At 71.2% G+C, this 25,923-nt stretch carries 21 protein-coding genes and 1 pseudogene; 8 read left to right on the plus strand and 14 right to left on the minus strand.

Annotated elements, in window-relative coordinates; genetic code table 11:
• Positions 1-219: 219 nt before the first annotated feature.
• Positions 220-1,026, plus strand: a complete 807-nt coding sequence (locus tag GA0070561_RS03855; RefSeq protein ID WP_091394996.1) for a SigB/SigF/SigG family RNA polymerase sigma factor — start codon at positions 220-222, stop codon at positions 1,024-1,026.
• A 7-nt stretch (positions 1,027-1,033) separates the two neighbouring features.
• Here the strand turns inward: GA0070561_RS03855 and GA0070561_RS03860 are convergent, their stop codons facing one another.
• The 6 genes from GA0070561_RS03860 to GA0070561_RS03880 all read right to left on the minus strand — a co-directional run bounded on the left by GA0070561_RS03860 (position 1,034) and on the right by GA0070561_RS03880 (position 6,152).
• A complete protein-coding gene (locus GA0070561_RS03860) occupies positions 1,034-2,101 on the minus strand; it encodes a DUF2855 family protein (RefSeq protein ID WP_091394997.1) in 1,068 nt (355 codons plus the stop codon).
• Positions 2,102-2,170: 69 nt separating this feature from the next.
• Positions 2,171-3,385: a PP2C family protein-serine/threonine phosphatase gene (locus tag GA0070561_RS03865; RefSeq protein ID WP_091394999.1), complete on the minus strand. Its 1,215-nt coding sequence runs from the start codon at positions 3,383-3,385 to the stop codon at positions 2,171-2,173.
• 158 nt (positions 3,386-3,543) lie between these two features.
• Positions 3,544-3,717 (minus strand): hypothetical protein, encoded by a 174-nt coding sequence (locus tag GA0070561_RS33460; protein WP_167362336.1) that lies wholly within the window; start codon positions 3,715-3,717, stop codon positions 3,544-3,546.
• Between the two features lie 291 nt (positions 3,718-4,008).
• Positions 4,009-5,040 (minus strand): medium chain dehydrogenase/reductase family protein, encoded by a 1,032-nt coding sequence (locus GA0070561_RS03870; RefSeq protein WP_091395001.1) that lies wholly within the window; start codon positions 5,038-5,040, stop codon positions 4,009-4,011.
• 88 nt (positions 5,041-5,128) lie between these two features.
• Complete coding sequence (locus tag GA0070561_RS03875) at positions 5,129-5,671, minus strand: TetR/AcrR family transcriptional regulator (protein WP_091395003.1); 543 nt, start codon at positions 5,669-5,671, stop codon at positions 5,129-5,131.
• Between the two features lie 148 nt (positions 5,672-5,819).
• On the minus strand, positions 5,820-6,152 hold the full coding sequence (locus GA0070561_RS03880; RefSeq protein ID WP_091395005.1) for a nuclear transport factor 2 family protein: 333 nt from the start codon (positions 6,150-6,152) through the stop codon (positions 5,820-5,822).
• A gap of 144 nt (positions 6,153-6,296) precedes the next feature.
• On the opposite strand from GA0070561_RS03880, the gene GA0070561_RS03885 reads away from it, so the two are divergent.
• Entirely contained in the window at positions 6,297-6,788 is a 492-nt protein-coding gene (locus GA0070561_RS03885; protein ID WP_208603680.1) for a winged helix-turn-helix transcriptional regulator, read from the plus strand.
• A gap of 5 nt (positions 6,789-6,793) precedes the next feature.
• Here GA0070561_RS03885 and GA0070561_RS03890 read toward each other — a convergent pair whose 3' ends face one another.
• Positions 6,794-7,675, minus strand: coding sequence for a helix-turn-helix domain-containing protein (locus GA0070561_RS03890; RefSeq protein ID WP_091395009.1), 882 nt, complete (start codon positions 7,673-7,675; stop codon positions 6,794-6,796).
• A gap of 155 nt (positions 7,676-7,830) precedes the next feature.
• Here GA0070561_RS03890 and GA0070561_RS03895 point away from each other — a divergent pair, with 155 nt between their 5' ends.
• Positions 7,831-8,697, plus strand: coding sequence for an oxidoreductase (locus tag GA0070561_RS03895; protein WP_091395011.1), 867 nt, complete (start codon positions 7,831-7,833; stop codon positions 8,695-8,697).
• On the opposite strand, the gene GA0070561_RS03900 is transcribed toward GA0070561_RS03895, so the two are convergent.
• Entirely contained in the window at positions 8,698-10,275 is a 1,578-nt protein-coding gene (locus GA0070561_RS03900; RefSeq protein WP_244166051.1) for an MFS transporter, read from the minus strand. It lies immediately after the preceding gene.
• A 102-nt stretch (positions 10,276-10,377) separates the two neighbouring features.
• Between GA0070561_RS03900 and GA0070561_RS03905 the strand changes: the two genes are divergently transcribed.
• From GA0070561_RS03905 to GA0070561_RS03915, 3 genes are all read left to right on the plus strand, one after another.
• Positions 10,378-10,857 carry a winged helix-turn-helix transcriptional regulator gene (locus GA0070561_RS03905; protein ID WP_091395015.1) on the plus strand — a complete coding sequence of 160 codons (480 nt, stop codon included), beginning with the start codon at positions 10,378-10,380 and terminating at the stop codon, positions 10,855-10,857.
• Positions 10,858-11,128: 271 nt separating this feature from the next.
• Positions 11,129-12,379, plus strand: coding sequence for an HNH endonuclease signature motif containing protein (locus tag GA0070561_RS03910; RefSeq protein WP_091395017.1), 1,251 nt, complete (start codon positions 11,129-11,131; stop codon positions 12,377-12,379).
• Between the two features lie 338 nt (positions 12,380-12,717).
• Positions 12,718-12,960: a hypothetical protein gene (locus tag GA0070561_RS03915; RefSeq protein ID WP_091395019.1), complete on the plus strand. Its 243-nt coding sequence runs from the start codon at positions 12,718-12,720 to the stop codon at positions 12,958-12,960.
• A gap of 14 nt (positions 12,961-12,974) precedes the next feature.
• Here the strand turns inward: GA0070561_RS03915 and GA0070561_RS03920 are convergent.
• A pseudogene (locus tag GA0070561_RS03920) lies at positions 12,975-13,175 on the minus strand (transposase); the annotation flags it as partial.
• A 31-nt stretch (positions 13,176-13,206) separates the two neighbouring features.
• Complete coding sequence (locus GA0070561_RS03925; protein ID WP_244166052.1) at positions 13,207-13,983, minus strand: protein kinase family protein; 777 nt, start codon at positions 13,981-13,983, stop codon at positions 13,207-13,209.
• Between the two features lie 243 nt (positions 13,984-14,226).
• On the opposite strand from GA0070561_RS03925, the gene GA0070561_RS03930 reads away from it, so the two are divergent.
• Positions 14,227-17,253 carry a S8 family serine peptidase gene (locus GA0070561_RS03930; RefSeq protein ID WP_091397328.1) on the plus strand — a complete coding sequence of 1,009 codons (3,027 nt, stop codon included), beginning with the start codon at positions 14,227-14,229 and terminating at the stop codon, positions 17,251-17,253.
• 97 nt (positions 17,254-17,350) lie between these two features.
• Entirely contained in the window at positions 17,351-19,789 is a 2,439-nt protein-coding gene (locus GA0070561_RS03935; RefSeq protein ID WP_091395024.1) for an ATP-binding protein, read from the plus strand.
• 51 nt (positions 19,790-19,840) lie between these two features.
• Here the strand turns inward: GA0070561_RS03935 and GA0070561_RS03940 are convergent, their stop codons facing one another.
• From GA0070561_RS03940 to GA0070561_RS03955, 4 genes are read right to left on the minus strand one after another with little or no spacing between them, the layout of a single operon-like run.
• Entirely contained in the window at positions 19,841-22,054 is a 2,214-nt protein-coding gene (locus GA0070561_RS03940; protein ID WP_091395027.1) for a DUF8189 domain-containing protein, read from the minus strand.
• Between the two features lie 46 nt (positions 22,055-22,100).
• Complete coding sequence (locus GA0070561_RS03945; protein WP_091395031.1) at positions 22,101-24,188, minus strand: alpha-galactosidase; 2,088 nt, start codon at positions 24,186-24,188, stop codon at positions 22,101-22,103.
• Complete coding sequence (locus tag GA0070561_RS03950; RefSeq protein WP_112581751.1) at positions 24,185-25,006, minus strand: carbohydrate ABC transporter permease; 822 nt, start codon at positions 25,004-25,006, stop codon at positions 24,185-24,187. Before GA0070561_RS03950 ends, GA0070561_RS03945 begins: the two co-directional genes overlap by 4 nt.
• Complete coding sequence (locus GA0070561_RS03955) at positions 25,003-25,923, minus strand: carbohydrate ABC transporter permease (protein WP_091395034.1); 921 nt, start codon at positions 25,921-25,923, stop codon at positions 25,003-25,005. Before GA0070561_RS03955 ends, GA0070561_RS03950 begins: the two co-directional genes overlap by 4 nt.

Genomic DNA, 25,923 nt, shown 5'->3' on the forward strand with positions numbered 1-25,923 from the left:
CTCCCTCTCTAAACGCCCAGCCTCATACTTTCGGCTAGAAAATAGTCGGTCTTTCGGGTAGTGTCCGGGTCATCAAGTGAACGACATGACGCGGTGGCGAGGCCCGTGCTCGTGGCCTTGCGACAGCGCACCTTCGCCCGTACGTGCGCCCCGGCGGCAGCCGGTTCGGAGACTCTTCCGGTCGACTCGATCGACGGGCCTGCGGGAAGGACCACCCACATGGCCACCATCGTCGACAACGCCACCAGCGCCGGCATCGATCAGCGGACCAGCGAGCAGAGCCCGGACGACCTCCTCGCCGCCCTGGCGGCGACCCCGGCGGACGATCCCCGCCGCCCGGCAGTGCGGGACCGCGCCATCGAGGCGTGGCTACCGCTCGCCCGGCACCTGGCGCGCCGCTACGGCGGGCGCGGCGCACCCGACGACGACCTGGCCCAGACCGCCTTCGTCGGGCTCATCAAGGCCGTGGACAACTTCGACCACGACCGAGGTGTCGACTTCAGCGGGTACGCCATTCCCACCATCATCGGCGAGATCAAGCGGTACTTCCGGGATCGCACCTGGGCGGTGCGCGTACCCCGCCGCCTCCAGGAGCTGCGCCTGTCGATCAGCGCGGCGAACAGCGCCCTCACTCAGAACCTCGGCCGCTCGCCGACCGTCGCCGACATCGCGTCCTACCTCGACGTGACCGAGGAGACCGTCCTGGAAGGGCTGGAAGGTGCGCGCGCCTACCGGGCCACCTCGCTGTCCACCCCGACCGGGGCTGACGGCAGCCGGGAGCTGGGGGACACCCTCGGCGACGACGACCGCGCGTTCGACCTCGTCGAGATCCGCGTCGCCCTCGGTCCGGCCCTCGCCACGCTGCCGGCACGCGAGCGCCAGATCCTGAGCCTGCGCTTCCACGGCAACCTGACCCAGGCCCAGATCGCCGACCGGATCGGCGTCTCACAGATGCACGTGTCCCGGCTGATCACCCGCTCGCTGGCCGCGCTGCGCCACCAGCTCAGCCCGGACATCGCCGCCTGAGCCCCGCTCAGAGTTGGATGACGTGGCCCACCCGTGGCGGCGTACGACCGGCGAGAACATCGAGCCAGGCGTGTTGCAGCGCCGCCGGCCCGGCACCCACCCGAACGTCCAGCCACCCGCTCACCACGGCGGCGAAACGTTGCCAGGCCTCGGTGAAGCGCTGGTCGAGGCCGTCGCGGCCCCAGTCGTGGCTGCGCTTGCGCATCTGCACCGGCGCGAAGAACACCTCCTCCGCGGCGTCGGCATTCGGCGTCTGGTTGGTGAGCCCGACCGCGATGTCACGGACGAGCCGGTCGCCGAGGCGCCGACGCAGGGCGGCGCGGGTCGACGGCGCGCCGGACAGGTCGAGGTAGACGGTCGGGACCACGTCGAGGGTGTCGATGTCGTCGTACGACACGACCTCGTCGTAGCAGCCGAGCGACCGGGTGAACTCCAGGTTGCCCGGTGAGGTGAGACCGACCAGGCGCGGCCCGCGCCGGTGCAGCTCGAACGCGGCGGCGTACGCGGTCTTGCTCGACGCCGACGACACCAGCAGCGCCTCGGCACCGTAGAAGTCGTTGTCGACAACCTGGTCGGCCAGCATGAACGAGGTGAAGAACAGCGGGCGGAACAGGATCAGCAGATCCTCCTGGTCGCGCTGGTACGCGGGGTCGCCGGTGGTCGACCGGTACGCGTTGTACGGCGACGGCAACTCGGCCCGGTGCGGGCTCGCCTCGCGGAACCCGGACGCGTCCACCCGGTCCGGCCGCACCACGAGGTGACCGGCGGGCGGGAGGTAGCCGTAGATCCGTTGCCCCACCTCGACATCGGCCACCGCCGAGGCGACCACCTCGGCGAAGCCCCAGAGCGGCGGCAGGCCCCACTGCGGCCCGAGCCCCTGGGCCGCCGGCGGAAAGAACTGCCAGTACCGCATCGAGTCGCCGAGCACCGCGTAGGTCACGTTGTTGGCGGTGAGGCCGACGCGGTCCACGCGCAGCAGCGCCTCGCCGTCGGCCAGGGCGGGGGTGGAGCCATCGACGAGCGTGGTCTGCCCGAGGTCGTCACGCGCCACGGCGAAGGTCCATGAGTCAGCCATGAGGTGACGCTAGACAGCCTCGCAATCGGAGACAAGTGCACTGCGAGTGCAAAATCCCACTGCGCGCGGTCAGGGTCGGAGCGTCGCGAGGTCGCGGAGGTGCGCGAGCGGCAGGTGCGGAGGCCGCCACTCCACGAAGAGGGCCGTCGCGTCGTCGTCGAGCTGGTCGTCCTGGTAGCCGACGACCGCGCGGACCAGGCGACGCATCGTCTCCGGGCTGGGCAACCCGTCGTTCAGGGCGCGGTTGACGAAGTCGACGAGCCGGTCCAGCCCGAACTGCTCCCCCTCCGCGCTACGGGCGTCGGTGATGCCGTCGGTGTAGGCGAGGATGCGATCGCCCGGGTGCAGGTTCTCCACGTGCACCCGCGGTCGGCGAGGTGACAGGTGGCCCAGGCCGAGCGGCAGCACGGTCGGCCCGGGCAGCTCCCGAACGGCCTTGCCGTCACGCAGCAACATCGCACCGGGATGCCCCGCGTTGATCATGCTGAGCCGGCCGGTCTGGCGGTCCAATTCGATGAGCAACCCGGTCGCGAAGAAGTTCGGGTGCTCGGAGCGCACCCACCGGTCGATGCTGATCGCGGTATCGACCAGGTCGAGGCCACACCGACGGGCATTGCGGTACGCGCTGACCACCAGCGAGGCCAGGGTGCTCGCCTTGATGCCGTGCCCGCAGGTGTCGAAGAGCCCGACGCTGAGCACGTCGTCGTTCAACGCGTAGTCGAAGATGTCGCCACCGACGTCGTAGCACGGTTCGAGGATGGCGGTGACCACCAGATCGTCGGTGGCGAAGGTCAGCGGCGGAAGCAGGCCCCACACGATCTCGGCCGCGACCTGCATCGGCATCCGCCGACGCATCCGCTCGACCACGTCACCGTAGAGCCGGCGGTTCACCAGGATCTGGGCGACGTTGACCGCCACCTCCCAGGCCGGAGCGTCCATCGTCTCGTCGGCGGCGGCCGGGGAGACGATCTCCAGTACGCCCATCCGCTCGCACCCGAGCAGCAGTGGCACCCACACCCGATCCGGGTTGTCGGGCGCGCGCTGGATGTCGAGGGTGGTGAAGGCCCGGCCGGCGAGCGTCGTCTCGATCGGCAACTGGTCCCGGTCGAGACCCGCGCCGAGCAGCGGCACGAGGAGGGTCTGCGTGTAGTCGGCCAGATAGATCACGATCTCGCTGGCATCGATCGCGGGCGCCGCACGGGCCACCAGTTGCGACACCTCGTCCGGACCGCCCCGGGGCGCGTTGAGCTGCAACCAACGCACCACCTCGCCGATGTCGGCCATGCTTCACCTCCCCCTGTCCTCCCCGATCGCAGGAGCACTAGTGCGAGCGGTGAGGCTACCTCGCCCGCCGCGCACCCGGCGTCCACCGAGTCGCCTCCGCGCCGCCAGGGCGCGTCGTGATCACGAGCCGCTGGCGCCCGGCCCGAGCAGCGCCACCCTCACTGGGATGGCGCGTCGACGAGATCCGCCGGGTTGAGGTTCAGGGTGGCGAGCAACCCGGAGTGCTTGGCCGGGTCCACCTGCTCGGGCAGTTCGCGCTCGACCCAGGCGGCCCGGGCCAGCTGACCTCGGTCTCGAAGTGCGGCGACGATTCGGTCCCTGGCGATCCTCATCTGGTACTCCCCTAATTAAGCGTTCGGAACAATTTGCACGGAGGGTGAACCCGAGTGCGCGCGTCGGGCAACCGATCGCCGGAGGCCGGCGACGCGGCGACCGGTCGGTCGGGACGCGGTCCGCGATCAGCCGACACGACCTGTGCGTCGAGGCGATGCAGAAGATGAGCGGTAACGCCCTGGCGGGCTGGTGGCGACGGCGTCTGGCGGCCACCGGGGTCCCCCGGGCGACATGTTCACCGTACGCCCTCGCGGCGGCCCGCCGCACCAGCGCCCTGGACCGGCCGGCGGTCAGGGCTCCAGCACCACCTTGCCCGCCCGGCTGCGGTTCTCGGCGAACACCAGTGCCGCGGAGACCTCGCTGAGCGGGTAGCGGGCGGCGATCTGCGGCACGATCACTCCCTGCCGCAGCAGGTCGAGCACGATGCCAAGGTCGGTACGCAGGCGACGGCGGAACGCGGCGCGGCGGGTGAGCTGGCCAGCCCAGAAGTTGTAGAAGCCGGCCCGGTGGCCGTTGGGCAGCGCGTTCCAGGTGTAGAGGCGGGTCAGCAGCTTCACGAAGACCCACACGACCGACTGCCCGGTGCCCACGGCGGCGGCGTTGCCGTAGACGACCAGCTTGCCGCCGGGGGCGAGCAGGGCGTACGACGTGCGTACGCCCGGGCCGGCGACCGGGTCGAAGACGGCGTCGACGCCGTCCGGCGACAGCTCGCGGACCCGCGCGGCCATGTCCGGGTCGCGGTAGTCAAGCGGTTCGATGCCGAGTTCGCGCAGCCCGGCGTGGTGCCGTTCGGCGGCGGTGCCGATGACCCGCAGGCCGAGGTGTCGGCCGAGTTGGACGAGCACGCTCCCGACGCCGCCGTTCGCGCCGTGCACGAGGATGGTCTGTCCGGCCGTCAGGTCGGCGTCCCGCAGCATCTGCCAGGCGGTCACCCCGTTGACGACGACGGTCTCGGCCGCGGCGGGGTCCAGGCCCACGGGCACCGGGGCCAGGGCGTCGATGTCGACAAGTGCGTGTGTGGCCCAGGCACCGGTCTTGGTCACCGCCGCCACCCGGGTGCCCACCAGTGCGTCGTCGCCGCCGGGACCGACCGCCCGGACGGTGCCGACGAGGTCGTAGCCGGGCACGAACGGGAACTTCGGCTGGCCGGGGTAGAGCGCGTGGCGCATCTGCTGCTCGGCGAACGAGATGCCGGTGGCCTCGACCTGGACGAGCGCCTGCCCCGGGGCGGGGACGGGCATCGGGCGCCGGTGCAGCAGGAGGCCGTCGGGCTCCACCACGCCGGGCAGTACCACTTCGGTGATGGTCGTCTCGGTGGTCATTGGGGTTCTCCCTTGTTTGTAAGTGTGCACTCACACACTTGTTGGGTCAAAAGACTGGGCCGCCGAGGCGGCCCAGCATCGGGGTCGGTCAGGGGTGGCGGATGCCGGCGGTCAGGGCACGCGCCCAGGGCTCCGGGACCTGCTCCAGGCCGGCGGTCACGATCAGGTGGCACAACTGGCCGTACGCGAAGAACTGCTGCACCTGCGCGTCGCTGGCCCGGGCCCGGCTCTGCACGAAGGTCGCAACCCGCCGGTAGCCGGCCCGCACCGCCTCGGCGACCTCCGGGATATCCGTGACGGCCTGCGCCTGCACCTGGAAGAGCAGCAGGTCGCGGTCGGCGATCAGCTCCGCGTAGGCACCACCCATGGCGTCGAGGATCTCCTCCGGGCTGTCACCCCCGGCGCGCTCCGCACCCGCCTCGATCGCGTCGGCGATCCGGTCGAAACACGCCCCGGCCGCCGCCACGAACAAGCCGAGCTTCCCGGAGAAGAGTCGGAAGACGTACGCCTCGGAGATGCCGGCGGCGGCGGCGACGGCAGTGACCGGTGTGGCGTGGAAGCCGGCGCGCGCGAACACCGACACCGCGGCGTTCAGGACGGTGACCCGGCGGGCCTCGGCGGTGGATCGCATGTTTGTAAGTGTGCACTCACAAACAAGCACCGTCAAGCCCGGCACCCTGTCATCCCGCCCTCCGCTCGGCCGCCAACGCGCGACGCGGCCGTCCGGGGGCGATGCGGTCGCCAGCGCGCAACGCAGTCGTCAGGGGGCGATGCAGTCGTCAGGGGGCGATGCGCAGCTGCCGGATCGCGGTGTCGTCGTAGTCGCTGAAGCGGTAACGGAGGCCGGCGAACGGGCTGCCGGGAAAGTCGCCGGTGATCGTCGCGGTGACGACGGTGCCGGCGGGAGTGTCCTCGACGTCGGTGATCTCGTACGACACCAGCGGCACGGCGCGACGCCAGGCGCGGATGGCCTCGATGCCCCGGTACTCGTTCGACTCGTCCTCGACCACGGCGTCCTCGGCGAAGAGGGCGAAGTAGTCCTCGGAGTCTGGCCGGCCGGCGAGTTCGAAGTAGCGGCGGATGATGGCCGGTGCGGCCTGGGTGACAGTCATGACTGGAGCCCCTTCCGGACGCCGCTGGGCAGCATGAAGCACACGCCACCAGGACGTCGTATAGTTACTTCTGAAATAGCACCTAATAACTTCGACACTAGCACCTACTCGGGAGAGGGCACAGTTGTGGCCGGGAAGATCCGCTTGGAGGACCGCGAATGCCCGCTGTCCAGCGCGCTGGGCCACGTGGGCGAGTGGTGGACGCTGTTGATCCTGCACGACGCCTTCGACGGCTACACCCGGTTCGACCAGTTCCAGGCCAACCTGGGCGTCTCCTCCAGCATCCTGACCAGCCGGCTCAAGACCCTCACCGGTCAGGGCTTGCTCGAACGTCGCCGTTACCAGACCAGGCCCGACCGCTACGAGTACGTCCTCACCGACCTCGGCCGCAGCCTGCGCCCCGTCGTCGTCGCCCTCGCCGCCTGGGGTAACTCACGCCTCGATCCGAGCGAGCGCAGCATGATCCTCGTCGACCGGACCACCGGGCTGGAGGCCGACCCGGTGATCGTGGACCGCAGCACCGGTCGCCCGCTCGACGACGCCGACTTCGTGTTCGCCGCCGGCCCGGCCGCCAGCGAGACCATGCGCAAGCGCTACGAACACATCCCCACCCAGGTGGCCCCGCAGCGGCCCTGACCGGGTCACTCCAGCGGATAGAGGCGGGCCGGGTCGCCGGGTCGGCGGCTGTCCGGCGCGTCGTCGGCGGTGCTGGCGGCGATCGAGCCGAGCAGCGCCAACGAGCGGGCGGACTCCGTACCGGGCTCGGCGTGGTAGATCACCAGCAGCTGCCCGTCGGCGCCCGCCACTGCGAGCTTGTCGCAGTACAGGTCGAGGTCGCCCACCTCCGGGTGGTGCAGCCGGCTGACAATGCCCTCCCGTCGACGCACCTCGTGGCGCGCCCACAGTTGCCGAAAGCAATCGCTCTTGAGTGACAACTCGCCCACCAGAGCCGTCAACCGTGGGTCGTCGGTGGCGCCGCCCGAGTCGGCACGCATCTGCCCAACGACGCTCTGCATCGCCTGCCGCCAGTCGCGGAACAGCTCCCGCTCGGCCTCGTCGAGGAACACCGCGAGGAGTCGGTTGGCACCCGGGGCGAGATTCGGCGACAGCGCCCTCGCCATCGGGTTCGACGCCAGGATGTCGAGGTAGCGATTCTGCACGAAGGCCGGCATGGAGAGCTGCCGTAGCAGGTGCAGGATGCTGGCCGGGACCCGCTCGGCGGCCGGTCGGGACGCCCGGCGCGACCGCGCACGGCTCAACCCGATCATGTACGCGGTCGCCTCCGGATCCAGCCGCAGCACCCCGGCGAGGGCATCGAGGACCTGCACCGAAGGGTGCCGCTCGCGCCCCTGCTCCAACCGGAGGTAGTAGTCGGCGCTGATGCCGGCCAGCATCGCCACCTCCTCACGCCGCAGCCCCGGCACCCGACGCAGGCCAACGCCCGGGCCGAGCCCGACGTCCTCGGGCCGGGTCTGCTCCCGGCGGGCGCGCAGGAAGTCGCCGAGCGGGTTCGTTGCGTCCATGCCACCGACGGTAGATCGCCGGGCGGCCCGGTGACTGGCTGTGTCACTACCAGGAACAGCTCGCCCTGCCGCCCGGGCGGCTGCCGACGGACAGTCGTCGGAGGGCCGGTTCCTCACGGCCACAGATGTCACGACGACAACGGACAGAGGATGAGATGAGCGAGAACCTTCCCGGCGGTGCCCTCACCCCGGCTGACGGCCTCACCCTGAGCCGGATGGGCTACGGGGCGATGCAGTTGGCCGGCCCGGGTGTCTTCGGCCCGCCCCGCGACCGCGAGCAGGCGCTCGCCGTGCTCCGCGAGGCCGTCGACCTGGGCGTCCGGCACATCGACACCAGCGACTTCTACGGGCCCGTGGTGGTCAACGAGCTGATCCGCGAGGCGCTGCACCCGTACCCCCAGGGTTTGCACCTGGTCACCAAGGTCGGCGCGCGACGCGGCGCCGACCGCTCCTGGATCCCGGCTCTGGAGCCGGACGACCTCAAGGCCCAGGTACGGGAGAACCTGGAACACCTCGGCCTGGACGTGCTCGACGTGGTCAACCTACGGGTGGGCGTGGCGGAGGGCACCACCGGCGAGCCGCTCGGTGCGCAGTTCGCCGCCCTGGCGGAGCTGCGGCAGGAGGGCCTGATCCGGCACCTCGGTCTCAGCAACGTCACGCTCGACCAGCTCACCGAGGCCCAGGCAATCGCGCCGGTGGTCACCGTGCAGAACCTCTACAACGTCGCCAACCGGCAGGACGACGCCCTGGTCGACCGGTGCGCGGCGGAGAACATCGCGTTCGCGGCGTTCTTCCCGCTCGGCGGGTTCACGCCGTTGCAGTCCGACACGCTCGACGGCGTGGCCGCCCGACTGGGTGCCTCACCTCAGCAGGTCGCCCTCGCCTGGCTGCTCCAGCGCTCCCGCACCACCGTGCTGATCCCCGGCACCTCCAGCGTGGCGCACCTGCGGGAGAACATGGCGGCTGCCGACCTGAAACTGCCGACCGACGCCATCGAGGAACTGGACGCGTTGGCTTCCTAGCTAGTGCTGGTGCGGCCGGTTGCGGATCAGGGTGAGCGCCAGCACTGCGGTGACGAGGAAGACGACGCCGTTGACCCGCAACCCGGCCTGGACACCGGAGGTCAGTGCCTCCGCGATCGCCGCCCGGACCGGGTCGGGCAGCGGTTGGCCGCCGTTGGCGCCGGAGGCCACCGCTGCCTGCACGGCGGTACGGGTGGGTTCGCCGATGTGGTGCGCGGCGAGCCGGTCCGGCAGGTCGGCCACCATCGTGGTGGTGAGGAGCGTGCCGAGCAGTGACGAGCCGAGCACCGAGCCGACCTGGCGGGCGGCGTTGACCGCGCCGGAGGCCATACCGGCCTGGGCGGGCACGACGCTGGCCAACGCCGCCGCCGTCGCCGGGGCCACCACCAGGCCGCCGGCCGCACCGAACAACGCGAACAGCACCCAGCGGTCACCGAACGACGTGGTCGGCCCCTGGTTCGCCAGCGCGAAGCTGGCCACCGCACCGAGGACCAGGCCGAGGGTCAACGGCGCCTTGAATCCGGTACGACGAATCGCGCGCCCGGCACCGAAGGCGACCAGCACGTACGCGCCGAAGAGCACCAGCATCCGCCAGCCGGTGTCCAGCGGGCTGAGCGCCTGGGCACGTTCGTGGAAGAGGACCAGCAGGATCGCCACGCCGGTGAAACCGAACAGCGACACCGCGCCGACGACCATGACGGCGCTGAACGACGCGGACCGGAACAGCCGCACGTCGAGCATTGGCGCGCTGGCCCGCAGCTCGACCAGGACGAACGCGACAAGTGCGACGACCGCGACGACCCAGGCCGTCGACACCACCGGGCTGGTGTAGCCGGTCTTGCTGCCCTGGATCAGCGCGTAGACGGCGGCCGCGATGGCGACGGTGCCCAGCAGCAGGCCGGGCACGTCGAGTCGGGCGGCGCTCGGCCGCGACTCGGCCACCCCGACGACGGCGACGACGAGGGTGACCAGACCCAGCGCGATCGTCGACAGGTAGACGCTGTGCCACTGGTAGTGCCGCAGCAGGAAGCCGGCGATGAGCGGGCCGATCGCGAGGCCGATGCCGGACGCCGCCGACCACGCGGTGATGACCTCGGTCCGTCGGTGCGGATCGGTGAAGGTCGCGCCGAGGATCGCCAGACTGTTCGGCAGGATCAGGGCCCCGCCGAGGCCGGCAACCAACTGCCCGACGATCACCCATCCGACGGTCGGAGCCTCAGCCACGACGGCCGCGCCGACGATCATCGCGACGACCCCGGCACCGAACATGCGCTTACGCCCGTAGCGGCTACCCAGGGTGGCCGCGGACAGCACGACGCTCGCCACCATCAGGGTGTAGGCGCTGGGGATCCAGACCAGAGTGGTGGGGTCGACCCGCAGGTCCTGCTGGATCGTGGTCAACGCGGAGACCGTCGCGGTGATCTGGAGGAACGTGATCATCGCGCCCAGGCACATGGCGATCAGGGTCACCGGGCGGGAGCCGCGCAGGGATGAGCGGGCGGGGGCCGCCGGCCCGGGTGGGGTCTTTCCGGATGGGGTCGCTCCGGGTGGGGTCGGGGCCGTGGCGCTAGTGGTCACTGAAGATCCTTCAGGCTGGTGGTCTGACTTGCGTACGCTGAAGTCAGCTCGACTCAGTGAAGCACCTGGCTAGCCTCCATGCAAGTCAGGTACGCTGGGGGCATGGAGGACCTACGAGGCGATCGCGATTCCTGGACGAGCGAAAACTGCTCGGTGGCCCGGGCGATGGACATCGTGGGCAGCAGGTCAACGGTCCTGATCCTGCGCGAGGCCCTGCTCGGCACGCGCCGCTTCGACGACTTCGTCCGCCGGGTCGGCGTCGGCGAGCCCGCCATGGCGGCCCGCCTCAAGGAGATGGTCGCCGCCGAACTGCTCGAACGAATCCCCTACCGGGAGCCTGGGCAGCGCACCCGCCACGAGTACCAACTCACCCGCAAGGGCCGCGAACTCCTGCCCGTCATCACCGCACTGCGCAACTGGGGCGACACCTGGGCCGCCACCGACACCGGCCCCTCCGTCGTCGCCACCCACCACGACTGCGGCGAGCCGGTCCGCGCGGTGCTCCGCTGCGCCGCCGGCCACGACATCGCGGACGGCGACATCGACATCATCGCCGGCCCGGGCCTCGTCCGGCGCGACTGAGACCTCCGGCCACTGCCGGACGGCCGCACTGCCGCCACTCAGGTCGGGCGGTAACCCCCGGTCCGGCAACTCCTCCTGGCCACGAACCATCGCCGCGCCCGCCGCCGCGGAAGGCCCGAGGGGCGACGGCATTCACCTACGACCATTCGCCGAGGCGGAGCTGCCGGCATTTGTGCAGTCGCAGCATGGCCTGCCAGATTCGCGTCGGCTGCCGTCAATTCAATCGATCATGGTGACTGAAAGTGTCGTACATCTGTTCTAGTGTCGGGTCATGGTCGAGGAGTTGGCGCAGGCAGACGACGCGATCGCTGCCTGCGCCGATGCCGCTGCCTGGGCCCTGCCGGAACATGACCTGATCGCCGCGCTCGACGCCGCGCACCGCCTTCAGCAACGCCTTGCCGCCGTCACCCTCACCTTGATCCGTGAGGTCGACGGCCGCGGCATCGCCCGCACCCAAGGAGCCTCCTGCACCGCGGTCTGGTTACGCGAACGCCTGCGACTCACCATCCCCGCCGCCCGCCGCCTGATCGACCTTGCCACCGCTTTGAACACCGGCAACCCCGGCATCCGACAAGCGCTGGCTGACGGCGCCATAAGCCAAGACCAGGCCCGGGTCATCACCGACACCGTCGACACCGTGAACAGGTCGGCCGACGCCGAGACCGCCGACAAAGCCGTCGGTGTGCTCGTCGGCTGGGCCAGCCAATTCGACCCCACCCACCTGCGCAAACTCGGCACCCGCATCCTCGACCACGTCGCCCCCGACATCGCCGACGCCGCCACCCAAGCCGCCCTCGACGCCGAAGCACACCGCGCCACCCGCGACCGCCACCTCACCCTGTCCGAACAAACCGACGGCCGACTACGACTCACCGGCACCCTCGACACCGAAACCGCCGCCCTGTTCCGCGCCGCCATCGACCCACTGACCGCACACTCCGGACCAGACGACAAACGCTCCCCCGGGCAACGCCGCCACGACGCCCTCGCCGACATCTGCCGACTCACCCTCCGAACCGGCGAACTGCCCGAAAACGGCGGCGACCCCGCCCAGATCGTCATCACCACCAACTACGACGCGCTGACCCGACAGCTGACCACCGGCACCCTCGACACCGACCTAAACCTCACACCAGACACCGTGCGCCGACTCGCCTGCGACGCCAGCATCCTGCCCGCCGTCCTCAGCGGCACCGGCCAGGTCCTCGACGTCGGCCGACAACGCCGCCTCATCACCGGACCGCTACGCCGCGCCCTCGTGCTCCGCGACCGCGGCTGCGCGTTCCCCGGCTGCGACCGCCCACCCCGCTGGTGCGACGCCCACCACATCCACCACTGGGCCGACGGCGGCACCACCAGCCTCACCAACGCCGTCCTCCTCTGCGGCCACCACCACCGACACCTGCACCACAACGACTGGACCGTCCAACTCGGAAGCGACGGCCACCCCGAATTCACCCCACCCGCCTGGCTCGACCCCGAACAACTCCCCCGCCGCAACCACTACCACCGCCGAACGTAAGAACAGCCAGCAGACGCCAACCAGCCCCTCAAACCGGGCGACCACAACAGCGCGTTCCCGGGCGACGGGATTTGCTCGCGGTGGCCGGGGCCGGGCTGGCGCTACGCATCGCCCGCTCGACGGGACGCAGCCGCTCCACCGCCTGCTCAACGACGCGGAGAGGCACTTCACCTGTTCAACGGAAGCGGGTTGCTCCCGGGCGCTTGACGGCGCGCCCACCTACTGCCCGCCGACATCACCGACCCGCGGCTGCGCAGATGCGTCCGTTCCTACACCGCGCCCAGCCACGCTGCGGATCATGGATCGGTGTCACAGGTTGTCTTGGCTAGAGTCTCGCCGTGGTTGTGGTCAACATGGTTGAAAAGTTCGATGTGGACGATGTCCTCGAACGCTCATGGGAGCTGCCATCCGAGGTCATCGAGCCGCTGCGCGCGCATGTTGAGGTGGCACCCGGCGGGTGGGTCGTGAACGTGTGGCCCGTGACGGCGCAGCTTGCCGTCATCGTGCAGCCTTGGGTTGATGAGCCCATTGATGTCGAAGCCGATTCCTGGTTCGTCAGCTCTGCGCAAGTCACTGCTTGACGCGAGTCATCGGGTCATTCCAGCCAGATGATGGCGGCGATGAGCACGAGGCTGGCTCGGTAGAGGGATGCGCCTTTGGCGTATCGGGTGGCCAGGTCGCGCCACTGCTTGAGCCGGTTGAAGCAGCGTTCCACGACATTGCGCTTGCGGTAGACCACCTTGTCGAAGGCCGGTGGTCGCCCGCCGTTTCTGCCCTTCGCGACCGCACGCCTGGCCCACGTCCGCCGGGGCGCACCACTGCCCGCTTCAGGGTGTCGCCAGCCGCCAGGCGCGGACCAGTGCTGGCACGTCGGGGTATCGGGCGGCTGGCGCCTGCCTCGTTGCTCGTTCCACGACCCGGCGCTGCTCGTTGGTGCCCCGCCAGGCCTTTGGTGAATTTGGCCGGTAATCCCGAGGATCGCGCCAGCCCTCCGGCGAATCGAGCAGGTGGTGCAGGGTGCGGCCAAGGGCGTGCACGGTGGTCCGTTCGTCGATGACCGAGCCGCGGGCGAACTCCTCCGGCGCCATGTAGCGACGTGAACCTGGCAGCCGATCCGCCGCAAGCACGAACGGGCCGGGCCGGTACTCGTCGAGGTCGATCAGGCGTATCCGACTGGCGACGAAGTCGTACAGGAAGCAGCCGTCGTAGAGGTCGACCGCGACGAGGCCGGCGGCGCTGACGGCGAGGTGGGCGTCGAGGATCGCGTCGAGCGCCACCTCGATCTGCGGGACCGGCAGGTGCTGGAATCGGGTCAGCCCGCTGCGGTCCGCACCGTGCACGGTGGCGTGGTTCAGGACGCTGCCGTCGTACCAGGGGTAGACGAGCGTCGGACCCGCCGCGCCGTGGACCGTCCGGATGGGACGGATGATGGCCGGGTGGCTGACGGCGGCGTGCACCGCGACGGCCCGGTCGAGGGATGCTCGGCCCTCGACCGTGGTGGCCGTCTTGACGAGCCAACGACGGCCCGCCTCTTCGACCCCGTAGGACAGGCATCCGGAGTCCTGGGCGTCGAAGACCACGAAGGCCGACTCGACAGACGGCACGGGTAATCGACCAAATGGCATAGATCCCCCAGGTCGGCGCTCTCAAATGACGCGCAAAGTACCCGTTGTGTTACGAGCTTGTTTCCAAGATGACAGCCAGGTTACGGGTGCTTCTCGATGATCGGTACCGATCCTAGGTTTCGGCCACCGTCATCAGTCGTGGCGGCCGGCACCGAACGTGGAGGCAACGACGTGCCACAACCGAACACACATCGGACCGGACGGGCCAGGTACGGGGTCAGCATGCTGGCCGCCGTGGCGCTGACCGCGGCCGGCCTGACCAGCCTGCCCGCCAGCGCCACCGCCGCGCCGGCCGGCAGTGGGCCAACCGCCCGCTACCTCGTCCAGCTCGCCGAGGAGCCGCTGGCCACCTACACCGGCGGCGTTCCCGGGATCGCGGCGACCAAGCCGGCCGACGGGGCCAAGCTGAACCGCACGTCCGGGAACGCCAACGCGTACCGGGATCACCTGCGCCAGCAGCGCAAGTCGGTGCTGGACCACGTCGGTGTGCCAGCCGAGCGCACCCGCGTAACCATGGAGACCGCGTTCAACGGCTTCGCCGCCGACCTGACCGGGCCGCAGGCCGCCCGGCTGCGCGCCACCAACGGCGTCCGAGCGGTGTACGAGAGCCGGAAGGTGCACGCCGCCACCTCACACACCCCCGACTACCTGGGCCTGACCGGCAAGGGCGGGGTCTGGAACAAGGAGTTCGGTGGAGACTCCCACGCCGGCGAGGGCGTGATCATCGGGGTCATCGACAGCGGTTACTGGCCGGAGAGCGCGAGCTTCGCGCCGCTGCCCAGCCCGCGCCCCGACCAGGCCATCATCGACGCCAAGTGGAAGGGCACCTGCGATGTCGGCGTCGAAGCGCCGGTCACCTGCAACAACAAGGTGATCGGGGCGCGCTGGTACAACGACAGCGGCATCGCCGAGGCGTTCCCGGACGACTACTCCTCGCCGCGCGACCGCAACGGCCACGGCACCCACACCGCCAGCACCGCGGCCGGCATCCACGGCGTGCGGGCGACGTCGGGGACCCAGGACCTGGGCATGATCTCCGGCATGGCGCCGGCCGCGCGGTTGGCGATCTACAAGGCTATGTACGACAACGGCGCGGGCGGCGCGACCGGCACCGACATCGACATCGTGCACGCCATCGACGACGCGGTCGCGGACGGCGTCGACGTGATCAACTACTCGATCGGCGACGACACCGAGCGGTTCGGGGCGGTCGACGCGACGTTCTTCAACGCGGCCGCCGCCGGGGTGTTCGTCGCCGCCGCCGCCGGCAACTCCGGCCCGTTCGCCAACACCGTCGACAACTCGACGCCCTGGCTGACCACTGTGGCCGCGAGCACGACCGACCGGCAGAACACCCGGCAGCTCACCCTCGGCAACGGCACCACCATCGCCGGTGTGGGCATGGGTGAGACCGGTGTCGGGCCGGCCCGACTGGTCTTCGCGAAGGACAGCGCGATCGACCCGGACGGCGCCTACGGTGCCGGCCTCTGCGCCGACGACACGTTGGATCCGGCCAAGGTCAGGGGCGCGATCGTGCTCTGCCTGCGCGGCGAGATCCCGCGTACCGACAAGAGCATCGAGGTGGCGCGGGCCGGCGGCGTCGGCATGGTGCTGTACAACGAGGAACTGAACTCCCTGAACGCCGACGTGCAGGCCGTGCCGACCGTGCACATCAACGAGGTCGACCTGGCCACGGTCACCGCGTACGTCGCCAAGGGCAACGCCACGGCGACCATCTCGCCGAGCAAGCTGGAGACGGTCGAGGCGCCTGCGGTCGCCGCGTTCTCCTCGGCGGGCCCGTCGAACCTGAACGCCGGTGAGCTGCTCAAGCCGGACATCAGCGCGCCCGGTCAGGACATCGTCGCCGCGTTCTCCCCGTCCATCGGCGGCAACGACTTCGCACTGGAGTCGGGCACCTCGATGGCGGCGCCGCACATCGCCGGCATCGCCGCCCTGCTGCTGGCCAAGCACCCCGGCTGGTCGCCGGCGGCGGTCCGCTCGGCGCTGATGACCAGCGCGGTGGACAAGACCGACAAGGGCAACCCGATCAAGATCGGCACGTACGACGCGACTCCGCTGAACTACGGCGCCGGCCAGGTCGAGCCGGGCAGCGCCTTCGACCCGGGCCTGGTGTACGACTCCAACCAGCAGGACTGGATCCAGTACCTGTGCGGGGTTTCCGCCGACCGTGGCGGCGACTACGGGCTCGGCAACCTGGACGGCTGCGACACGATCGGCGCGATCGACACGGCACAGCTCAACTACCCGTCCATCTCGCTGGGCCGGATGGTGGGCAAGCAGAGCGTGACCCGCACGGTCACCAACGTCAGCGACAAGACCAGCACCTACTCCTCGTCGGTGCAGGCCCCGCCGGGCTACCAGGTCAAGGTAACCCCGAAGAAGCTGCAGATCCGTCCGGGCAAGAGCGCCCGCTTCACAGTTGAGGTCACCAACACCGGTGGTGCGTTCGACACCTGGGCCGACGGCTCGCTGACCTGGCGCGACCAGTTCAAGCACGCGGTACGCAGTCCGCTGGTCGTGCGCAACTCCGGGTTGGTCGCCCCCGACGCCATCACCGGCAAGGGCACCTTCGGCAGCGTCCGGATCGCCGCCGAGGTCGGCTACCAGGGTCAGCTGATCTCCCAGCTCTCCGGCCTCACCTCGGGCACCAGCAACGTGGTCACCCTCAAGGGCGACGGGCCGAGCTGGGACTGGAGCACGTCGAACAACCTGCCGGTGCCGCTGCCGGCGTCGATCAGCAGGACCACACTGCACGTGCCAGCCGGGACCCGCAGCCCACTCGTCCAGGTGACGTCGGAGCGACCCACCTGCTCCCACATCGACTGGGACGACGAGGAGGGGGTGATGGAGTGCACCGAGTTCAGCCTCAACGTCTATGACAAGTTCGGGAAGTTCGTCACCGCCACGGCCAGCGGCCGGGACGGCGCCAAGGTGACCCTGCCGGACGGTGCCGGGGACTACATCGTGGTCGTCGAGCAGGAGTTCACCGAGAACATCACTGACGGCGCTAACGCGTACACAGTGACCAGCTACCTGCCGGGCGCGCCGGGTACGTCCACCGGCCGGTTCACCATCGACCCGAAGCAGCGCAGCGTGCGGCCGGGCACGACGGCGAACCTGACAGTGCGCTGGTTCGGTCTCGCTCCGGGTCAGCGCTACCTCGGGGTGCTGGAGTTCCGCAACGGTGACGGCTCGCTGAAGACCGTGCCGGTCACCGTCCAGTCCTGACCGTGCCGACGGGCCGGCGGGCCGGTATGTGACCCAGGTCACCGCCGGTCCGCCGGCCCACCGTCGCGCCGGGCAGAGGTGATCTGCTCGGCCCACGGTGATCGACGGCGGCGAGGACAAGACACGGGGCGGCGGGAGCCCAACTCCCGTCCGCCCCGAACGTCTGCGCGGGCCCGTCGAGTTCGTCGGCCGGGCGGCGGAGTTGGCCCAGTTACGCCGGCTCGTCGCAACCCCGCCCTGCCTGATCCTGCTGGAGGGTGAGCCCGGAATCGGCAAGAGCCGACTCGTCGCCGAACTGCTCGCCGAACTCCCCGGGCGGCACCTCATCGGCGAGTGCGACGACGTGCCCGAGCCCTTCCCACTCGGCGTGCTGCTGGACGCGATCCGGGGCGGCGCCGACCGACTCGGTCCGCTCAACCCGGTGGCCGGCGCCCTCGCGCCACTGCTGCCCGAACTGGCCGACGTACTCCCGGACGCGCCGCCCCCGTTGACCGACCCAGCGGCTGAGCGACATCGCCTGCTCCGCGCCGTCGCAGCGGTGCTCGCCGCGCTGAGCCCGGCCACGCTGCTGCTGGAGGATCTGCACTGGGCGGACCCGGCGACCTGCGAACTCCTCGCCTACCTGAGCACCCACCCGGTGGAAGGGCTGGCCGTGGTGCTGACTGCGCGTACCGCGACGCCGGGGAGCAGTACGCCGATCCACGACGCCCTGGCCCGGACGCCCCCGTGGAGCGTCACGCGCGTTGCGCTCAGCCCGCTGGACGCCGACGACGTACGCCGGCTGGCGGCCCGCACCCTGCGCCTCGATGATCCGCCGCAGCAGCTGACCGCCACCCTGCTCGACCGCACCGCCGGCATCCCGTTCGTGGTCGAGGAGGTGCTGCGAACGCTCGCCGAGCGGGGCGGCGACCCGTTGGCCGACGACAGTGTCCCGTTCGTCCTGCGTGACGTGCTGCTCTGGCGGCTGCGCCCGCTCGACGAGGCCACCCGGGAGGTGCTCGGCGCGGCGGCCGTACTCGGGATGACACCCGATCAGCGCATCCTCGCCTCGGTGCTCAGCCTGGACCGGGTGGCGATCGGCGCGGCGATGACCGCCGCGCACCGGGCGGGCCTGCTGCACGACGCCGGGGACGGCCTGCGGTTCCGCCACGACCTGGCCCGACAGGTGGTGTACGACCTGGTGCCCCGGGAGAGCCGGGAGTGGCTGCACCTGCGGGTGGCACGGGTGTTGGAGCAGGAGTTGCCGAGGCCGGTGGCCCAACTGGCGCACCACTACCGTCGGGCCGGCAGCGGGGCCGACTTCGTCCGCAACGCCGAGGCGGCCGCCGACCTGGCCACCGAGCGCGGCGACGACGCGACCGCCGCCAGCTTCCTGCTCCAGACGATGGACGTCGCCGAGCTGCCCCGGCCGGTACGGGTTCGGCTCGCCGCGAAGCTGGGCCGGTCGGCCATCGACGGACTCAGCCAGGCCGAGGCGATCCCGGTGCTGGAACGGCTGCTCGCCGACCGTCGGCTGCCGCCGGGCGCCCGAGGTGAGCTGGGTCTGGTGCTCGGGCGGATGCTGCGTCAGCAGGGCGAGGCGCTGCGCGGGTACACCGAGATCGAGCGTGCAGTGCCGTACCTGCGCGCGCCGCGCCGCAAGGCCCCGGCGCTCGCGGTACTGGCGGCCCCCGACACTGTCGTCGGCCGGCACGTCGACGACCACCTGGCCCGCTGCGCGGAGGCGGAGACCGCCGCCGCGGCCAGCGGGGATCCGGCGGCGCACCTCGCGGTCCGCATCGCCCGAGCCTCGCTGCTGCTGGAGCTGGGCGACCCCGCGGCCTGGGCGATCATCTCCGAGCTGCGCGCGTCCGCCGAGCTGGCCGACCGGCCCCGCGAGCACGCGCGAGCCTGCCTGAACTGGGCGCAGGGCGCGCTGCACGCCGGTCACCCGGAGCAGGCCGAAGCGTTGCTGGCGGCCGGTCGGGCGTTGGTCGACGAGACCGGGTACGAGCGGCTGACGTCCCTGGTGGATGCGACCGAACTGTCGCTGGACCGGGCCGCCGGCCGACTGGACGGGCTCGCCGAGCGGCTCAGCCGGTTGATCGCCAGCAGCGAGCGGATGCCGGTCACCCTGCTGGACGCGCGGGTCGAACTGGCGACAGTGCTGGCCCGCACCGCCGGCACCGCGAGCGGGAGGCACGACGAGGTCGAGGTGGCCGAACGGGCGCTGCGGGAGGTGGTGGCCGACGCCCGGCGGGTCGGTGCGATCTGGCCGCTGGTGCAGGCGCTCTCGGCGCTGGCCCGGCTCACAGTGACCGGGCATCCGGACGAGGCCGTCCGGCACGCGGCGGAGGCGCTGGCGCTGGTACGCGGAAAGGGCGTCCTGGCGTGGGCCGCCGAGGCCGTGTCGGTGCTGGCCGAGGCGGCAGCCGCAGCCGGTGATCCGGGTCGGGCCGCGGGAGCGGTGGCCGAGTTGGAGGCCGGGATCGCGGGCCGGGACGCGCCGCTGGCCCAGGCCGCCCTACGCCGATGCCGGGAACTCGTCCCGGCCTGAACGACGCTGGCGGGGTGGCGGGCCGTCAGGTCGACGGCCCGCCACAGTGGATCAGAGGACGACCTGGTGCACCCGGTCGTCGACGCCGCGTACCGCCAGCCAGGCGCTGCCGTTGGCACCGGCGGCGGCCCCGGGCGCACCCCGGAACGCGTCGGTGGCGAACTCACCGCGCCGGAACCAGCCGCCCCAGGCGCCGTCGGCCAGGTTGCGCTGCCAGAGCCGGTTGTCGGCGGCCAGCGCGAACAGGTAGACCCGGCCGGAGGTGGCGAGCAGGGTCGGGCTGCCGCTGGTGGTGCCGCCCAGGTTGGTCCAGGCCGACCAGGTGGTGCCGGTCCGGCTGCTCCACCACACCTCGTCGGTGCGGCTGCGGACCGCCACGTGCAGCACACCGGCATCGTCGACGACAGCACTCGGCCGACCGTAGAACGGCCGGTCCTCGGGAGCTCCGACGCCGGTCCAGCCGGCGTTTGGCGTACGCGACCAGAGCTTGCCGTCGGCACCGCGGGCGACGAGGGTCCACTGCGTCGGGTTGGACCAGGCCACCGTGGGCGCGTCGGTCAGCGTGCCACCGAGGCTGCGCCACGGTCCCCAGCTGCCGGCGACGTAACTGCGCTGCCAGGCCGCGTTGTCGGTGCCGCGGACGAAGACGTCGAGCCGCCCGTCCGCAGAGCCGTACGCCGCCGGCTGGCCGAGGATCCGGCCGCCGACCGGGCCGCCGAGGGAGGTCCAGTGCGTGCCCCACGTCGTACCGGTGCGGGTGTTGACGGCCAGCGCACCGGAAGCGTCGCGGACGAAGGCGGTGGCGTGCGTGTCGTCCACCCGGACCAGCGCCGGGCTGGCGCTGGCGGTGCCACCGAGGTCGACGCCGGCGACCTGGTCGGTGCCGGTCAGGCCGAGCATGGCCACCCCGTGCGCCGGCACCTCGACGGTGTACGAGCCGGTGAACGGCTGTACGCCCGGGGTGCCCGGCTGGGCGTCCACGTTGGAACGGGACCACAGGTCACGGACCCGAACCGACCCGCCGAGGGCGACGTCGGCGAAGTTCACGGTGATCTGCTGGGCGGTGTCGTGCCGGTTGAGCAGCGCGACCGCCCGCTTTCCGGAGCCGGCGAGCACCTTGCTCCAGACCTGCGCGTCGGTGCCGGTGTCGGCGACCTTGACGCCCTGCCGGACCAGCGGGTCCTGGTCCACCGCGATGATCTCCGGGTTGGTCAGCGCCGAGATCATCTCCTTCGGCAGGCCACGCGGGTCGGAACCGATCACCAGCGGCGCGGCCATGATGGCCCACATGCCGAGCTGCGTCTTGGACTCGTCCAGGCTCAACTCGTACCCGCCGTCGGGCAGTGGACGCATCGGCAGCAGGTAGTCCGGATCGTTGTAGTGCCCCGGCCCGGTGGCCGCCGGGTGGTACGCGTTGACGTCCATGTTGCGCAGCACCCACGGGTACGCCCACTGCGGGGACGGGTCGGTGAGCCCCACGTCCGTGTAGGTCCGCCAGGAGTCGGCGATGGTGGGCACGTACGTGTAGCTCCAGGTGGAGAGCTGCTCCGGGGTGTACGGGCCGCCACCCCAGTCGGAGCTGACCGGGTTGCAGATGTTGAGCAGCATCGGTCGGGGCGACTGGCGTACCGCCTCGGCCAGTTCCCGGAAGGTGGTCTCCGGGTCGAGGCCGGCGGCCCGGCCGCACAGCCAGTCGGCCTTCAGCGCGTCGAAGCCCCAGCCGGCGAACTGGGCGATGTCCGCCCGGTAGTGGCCGTTACTGCCGAGCCCGCACTGCCCCGGCAGGTACGGGCCGGCGTCGGTGTAGATGCCGGCCTTCATCCCCTTGCTGTGGATGTACGCGGCCAGCGCGGCCATTCCGCCGGGGAAGCGGGCCGGGTCGGCGACGAGCTGACCGGCCTCGTTGCGCGGGGTGGGTGCGGCCCAGTTGCCGTCGATCCAGACGTAGGTGTAGCCGGCGTCCCGCAGGCCACTGCGGACCATGTGGTCGGTGACCGACCGTACTTCGGCCTCGGTGGGGTCGCCACCGAGGCCGAAGTAGGTGTTCCAGCCCTGGTAGGGCGTCGGGGCGAGCCCGCTGTTGAAGAAGGTCGGCGCGCCCTGGTCCTCGGCGCCGGTGGCCGCCGGGGCGTGGCCGGGGCGGCCGGGCCCGTGGCCGGCCTGTGGTGGGTCGGCGTGGGGTGGGCCGGCCATCGCCGGCATCGGGCTGGCCAGGCCCAGGCCGAGCACGGCCAGGGCAGCGGTCAGCGGTCGGTTCAGGCGCATGGAGGTACTCCTGTCCCTCGGGGGTGGGGGTGGTGGTGCTCCGATCTCAGTCGCGGGTCAGCACGATGAGGTCGGCGTCGTGGGTCGCGCTCCACTGCACGGGCAGGCCGACGGTGGCGAGGTGGCTGCCGGAGTAGTGCCGATCACCGTGCGAGTAACGGGCCGCCGGGTCGAGGCCGCGCAGGGGCAACCGGACCGGGCGGGACGGAAGCAGCCCGGCGCCGTCGAGCCGGCCGGTGTGCCAGGCCAGGACGACCACCTGGTTCTCGCCCGGCGCGGTGTACTGCACCGCACAGCGGGCCTGGTCGGGGCCACCGATCAGGTGCACCTCGCCGTGCGTGACGACGTCCCGGATCTCCTTGTAGCGGGCGATCCAGCCGGCCGCCTCGGCCCGCTCGGCGGGGGTCCACGCCCGGATGTCCGCGCCGATGCCGAGCACGCCGGCCATCGCCAGGACGAACCGGAACGCCAGCGATCGGGGGCGGCTGTCGAACAGGCCGGGCGCGTCGGTGACCCAGGAGCTGAGCAGGTGCGGGGCGTTGGCGTGCAGGAAGCCGTACTGGATGGCCAGCCGGTCCAGCGGGCCGGTGTTGTCGCTGGGCCAGAAGACGTCGGCCCGGGCGGCCATCGCCAGGTCGGTCCGCGCACCCCCGCCGGCGCACGCCTCGATCAGCACACCGGGATGGTCCCGGCGCAGCCGCTCGTAGATCCGGTGCAGGTTCGCGACGTGCGCGCCGTCCAGATCGAGCGGGCCCAGCCCGCCGGACCGACCCGGTTCGGTACGCGGCCGGTTGAAGTCCCACTTCAGGTAGTCGATGTCGTACCGGCGCAGCAGGCCGTCAACTGTGGAGTGGACGAACTCGGCGACCTCCGGCCGGCCCAGGTCGAGCAGGTACTGGTTGCGGACCGGGGTGAGCGGTCGGCCGTCGACGGAGTAGACCCAGTCCGGGTGCTCGGCGTACAGGGAGGACTTCGGGTTGACGCACTCCGGCTCGACCCAGAGCCCGAAGTTCAGCCCGAGGGCGCGGACGTCGGCGATGAAGGTGTCGAACCCGGCCGGGAACTTCGCCGGGTCGGGCGTCCAGTCGCCCAGGCCGGCGGTGTCATCGTCGCGGCCCACGAACCAGCCGTCGTCCACGACGAACGTCTCCACGCCCAGCTCGGCGGCGATCCGGGCGAGCGCGAGCTGACTCTGCGCCTCGACGGCGAAGTAGGTCGCCTCCCAGGAGTTGTAGAGCACCGGGCGAGGGCTGAGCCGGTCGGCGGCCAGCAACCGCTGGTGGGTGTGCCAGACCCGGGCCAGCCCGTCCAGGCCGTCCGGGCTGTACGCGCCGGTGGCCACCGGCAGTGTCAACCGCCCGCCTGCGGCCAACTCCAGCGGGCCGTCGACCAGCTGACGGCCGACCCGGACCCGGGTCAGGCCGCCGGTGTCACGCTCGGCGCTGATCTCCCACGAGCCGGTCCAGGCCAGCGCCATCCCCCAGGCCGGACCGGCCGGCTCGGCGGTGTCGCGCACGGCCAGCCAGGGCACGTGCAGATGCCCGGGTACGCCCTGGGAGCTGCCGATGCTGAAGGTGCCGTGGCCCAGCTCGACGTGGGAGAGCTGGAACTCCTGCGCCCACTGCCCCCACTGGTGGCTGAGCAGCGCGCCGTGCGGCGTCGGTACGCAGAACCCGCCCGATCCGGCCCGGATGACCCGCAGCGCGTCGGCGCCGTCGTTGGTCAGCTCGACCCACCGCTGCACCACATCGGTGCCGGCGGGCACCCGGTAGTGCACCGTTGCGCGCAGCCCGGTCACCGCGTCGGCGAAGTCGACGGCCAGCTCCCGCTGGTCGGCGTCGACCCGTACGCCGGTGTGCGTGAAGCCCACCCGGCGCTGCCCGGTCACGGTCTCCACCACCAGGTCCGCGCCGGTGAACGGCCGGTCGGCGTCGGTGGCGTACTCGATGGGGGCCGCGTCGCCGGCGGTGAGGAACGGGACCGGGCCGTCGTAGGCGACCGGCGACGGCCCGTCGGAGACGCCGTGCGGCCCCCACGCGACAAGTTCCAGCCAGCGGCCGTGCGCCGGCACGGTGACTGTGTACTCGGTGTGCGTGCCGCGCAGCGTCCAGCGCTGCCCGGGCGCGGCGGTCACTTGACCGCTCCGAGCGCCAGGCCGGAGACGAAGTGCCGCTGGAAGCGCAGGAAGACCGCGACGGTGGGCACGGCCGCGATGACCGTACCGGCGGCGATGACGTTCCAGGACGAGACGAACTGGCCCTGGAGGGCGAGCAGCGCCGGGGTGACCGGCATGTTGTCGTCGGTACGCAGCACGGTGATCGCCCAGAGCAGGTCGTTGAAGATCCAGGTGAAGGAGAGCGCCCCGAGAGCGGCCAGCGCGGGTCGGGTCAGCGGCAGCATCACCCGGGTGAAGATCTGCGCCGTGCCGGCACCGTCGATGGTGGCCGCCTCCTGGATCTCGCCCGGCAGGTCCCGCATGAAGCCGTGCAGGACGAACGTGTAGAAGCCGAGCCCAAAGCCGACCTGCACTGCGATCAACGCCCAGAGCGTGTCGTACAGGCCGGTCAGCTCGCTGAACTTGGCCACCGGGATGAGCAGGATCTGCGGTGGGAGCAGGTTGCCGGCGAGCATCAGCAGCAGGATCGTGCGCCGCCCGGGGATCCGGAAGCGGCTCAGCGCGAACGCGGCCATCGCGGCCAGCCCCAGGCTCAGCGCCACCGACGGGACGGTGACCAGCATGCTGTTGATCAGCGCCCGCAGCTCGCCGCCGTCGGTCCACGCCTGCCGGTAGGTGTCCAGCGTGAACGACCGGGGCAGGCTGCCCACACCGTGCGCGGCGATGTCGTCGAACGACCGGGTGGACATCACCACCACCCAGAGCACCGGGCCCAGCCAGAGCAGCGAGAGCAGGATCATGCCGGTGTGGAAGGCCCCGGTACGGAGCTTGTTCATGACGCTTCCTCCCGGAACGCGCGGACCAGGTAGCCGAGGATGACGGCCAGCGCGAGCACGAAGATCACGACAGCGATCGCCGAGGCGTAGCCCAGCCGCAGGCTCTGGAACGCTGTCGAGTACATGTAGGTGCTGAGCAGCTCGGACGAGTGGTACGGCCCGCCCTTGGTCAGCGACCAGACGATGTCGAACGAGCGCAGCGAGTCGATCACGATGACCGACAGCACCACGGCGTTGACCCCCTTGAGCTGGGGAATCGTGACGTGCCGTAGCCGCTGCCAGGCGTTGGCGCCGTCCATCCGGGCCGCCTCGTGCAGCGCCGGGTCGATCGCCTTCAACCCGGCCAGGAACAGCACCATCACGTACCCGATCTGCCGCCACAGCGCGGGCAGGATCACCGCGTACAGGGCGGTCTGCGGGTCGGCGAGCCAGGGCCGGATCAGTTGCTCCAGGCCGACCGCCCGCAGCAGCGTGTCGGCGATGCCGTCGGGCTGGTAGAAGACCCGCCAGACCAGCGCGGTCACCACCAGCGAGAACACCACAGGGGTGAACAGCGCGGCCCGGTAGAAGCCGACCCAGCGCCGCTCCTTCTGCAGGACGAGCGCCATGCCGAAGCCACCCAGCACGGAGAGGCCGCCGAAGAGCACCAGCCAGATCACCGTGTTGACCAGCGCACCCCGGAAGGTGGCGTCGCCAGCCAGCTCGACGTAGTTGTCGGTGCCGACGAAGGTCGGCGGTGTCATCCCGTCCCAGCGGGTGAGGGAGAACCAGAAGCCCTGGATCGCCGGCCAGAAGACCCAGACGCTCTCGACCGCGAACGGCACGAGGACGAACGCCACCAGCAGCGGCGACAGTCGAGCCGACCGTCGCCGCCGCCGGGTGGGGGTGACCGAAGTCGTGGAGATCGTTGCTGTCAC

Origin of the sequence: Micromonospora saelicesensis (assembly GCF_900091575.1) — a bacterium.
Classification (GTDB): domain Bacteria; phylum Actinomycetota; class Actinomycetes; order Mycobacteriales; family Micromonosporaceae; genus Micromonospora; species Micromonospora saelicesensis.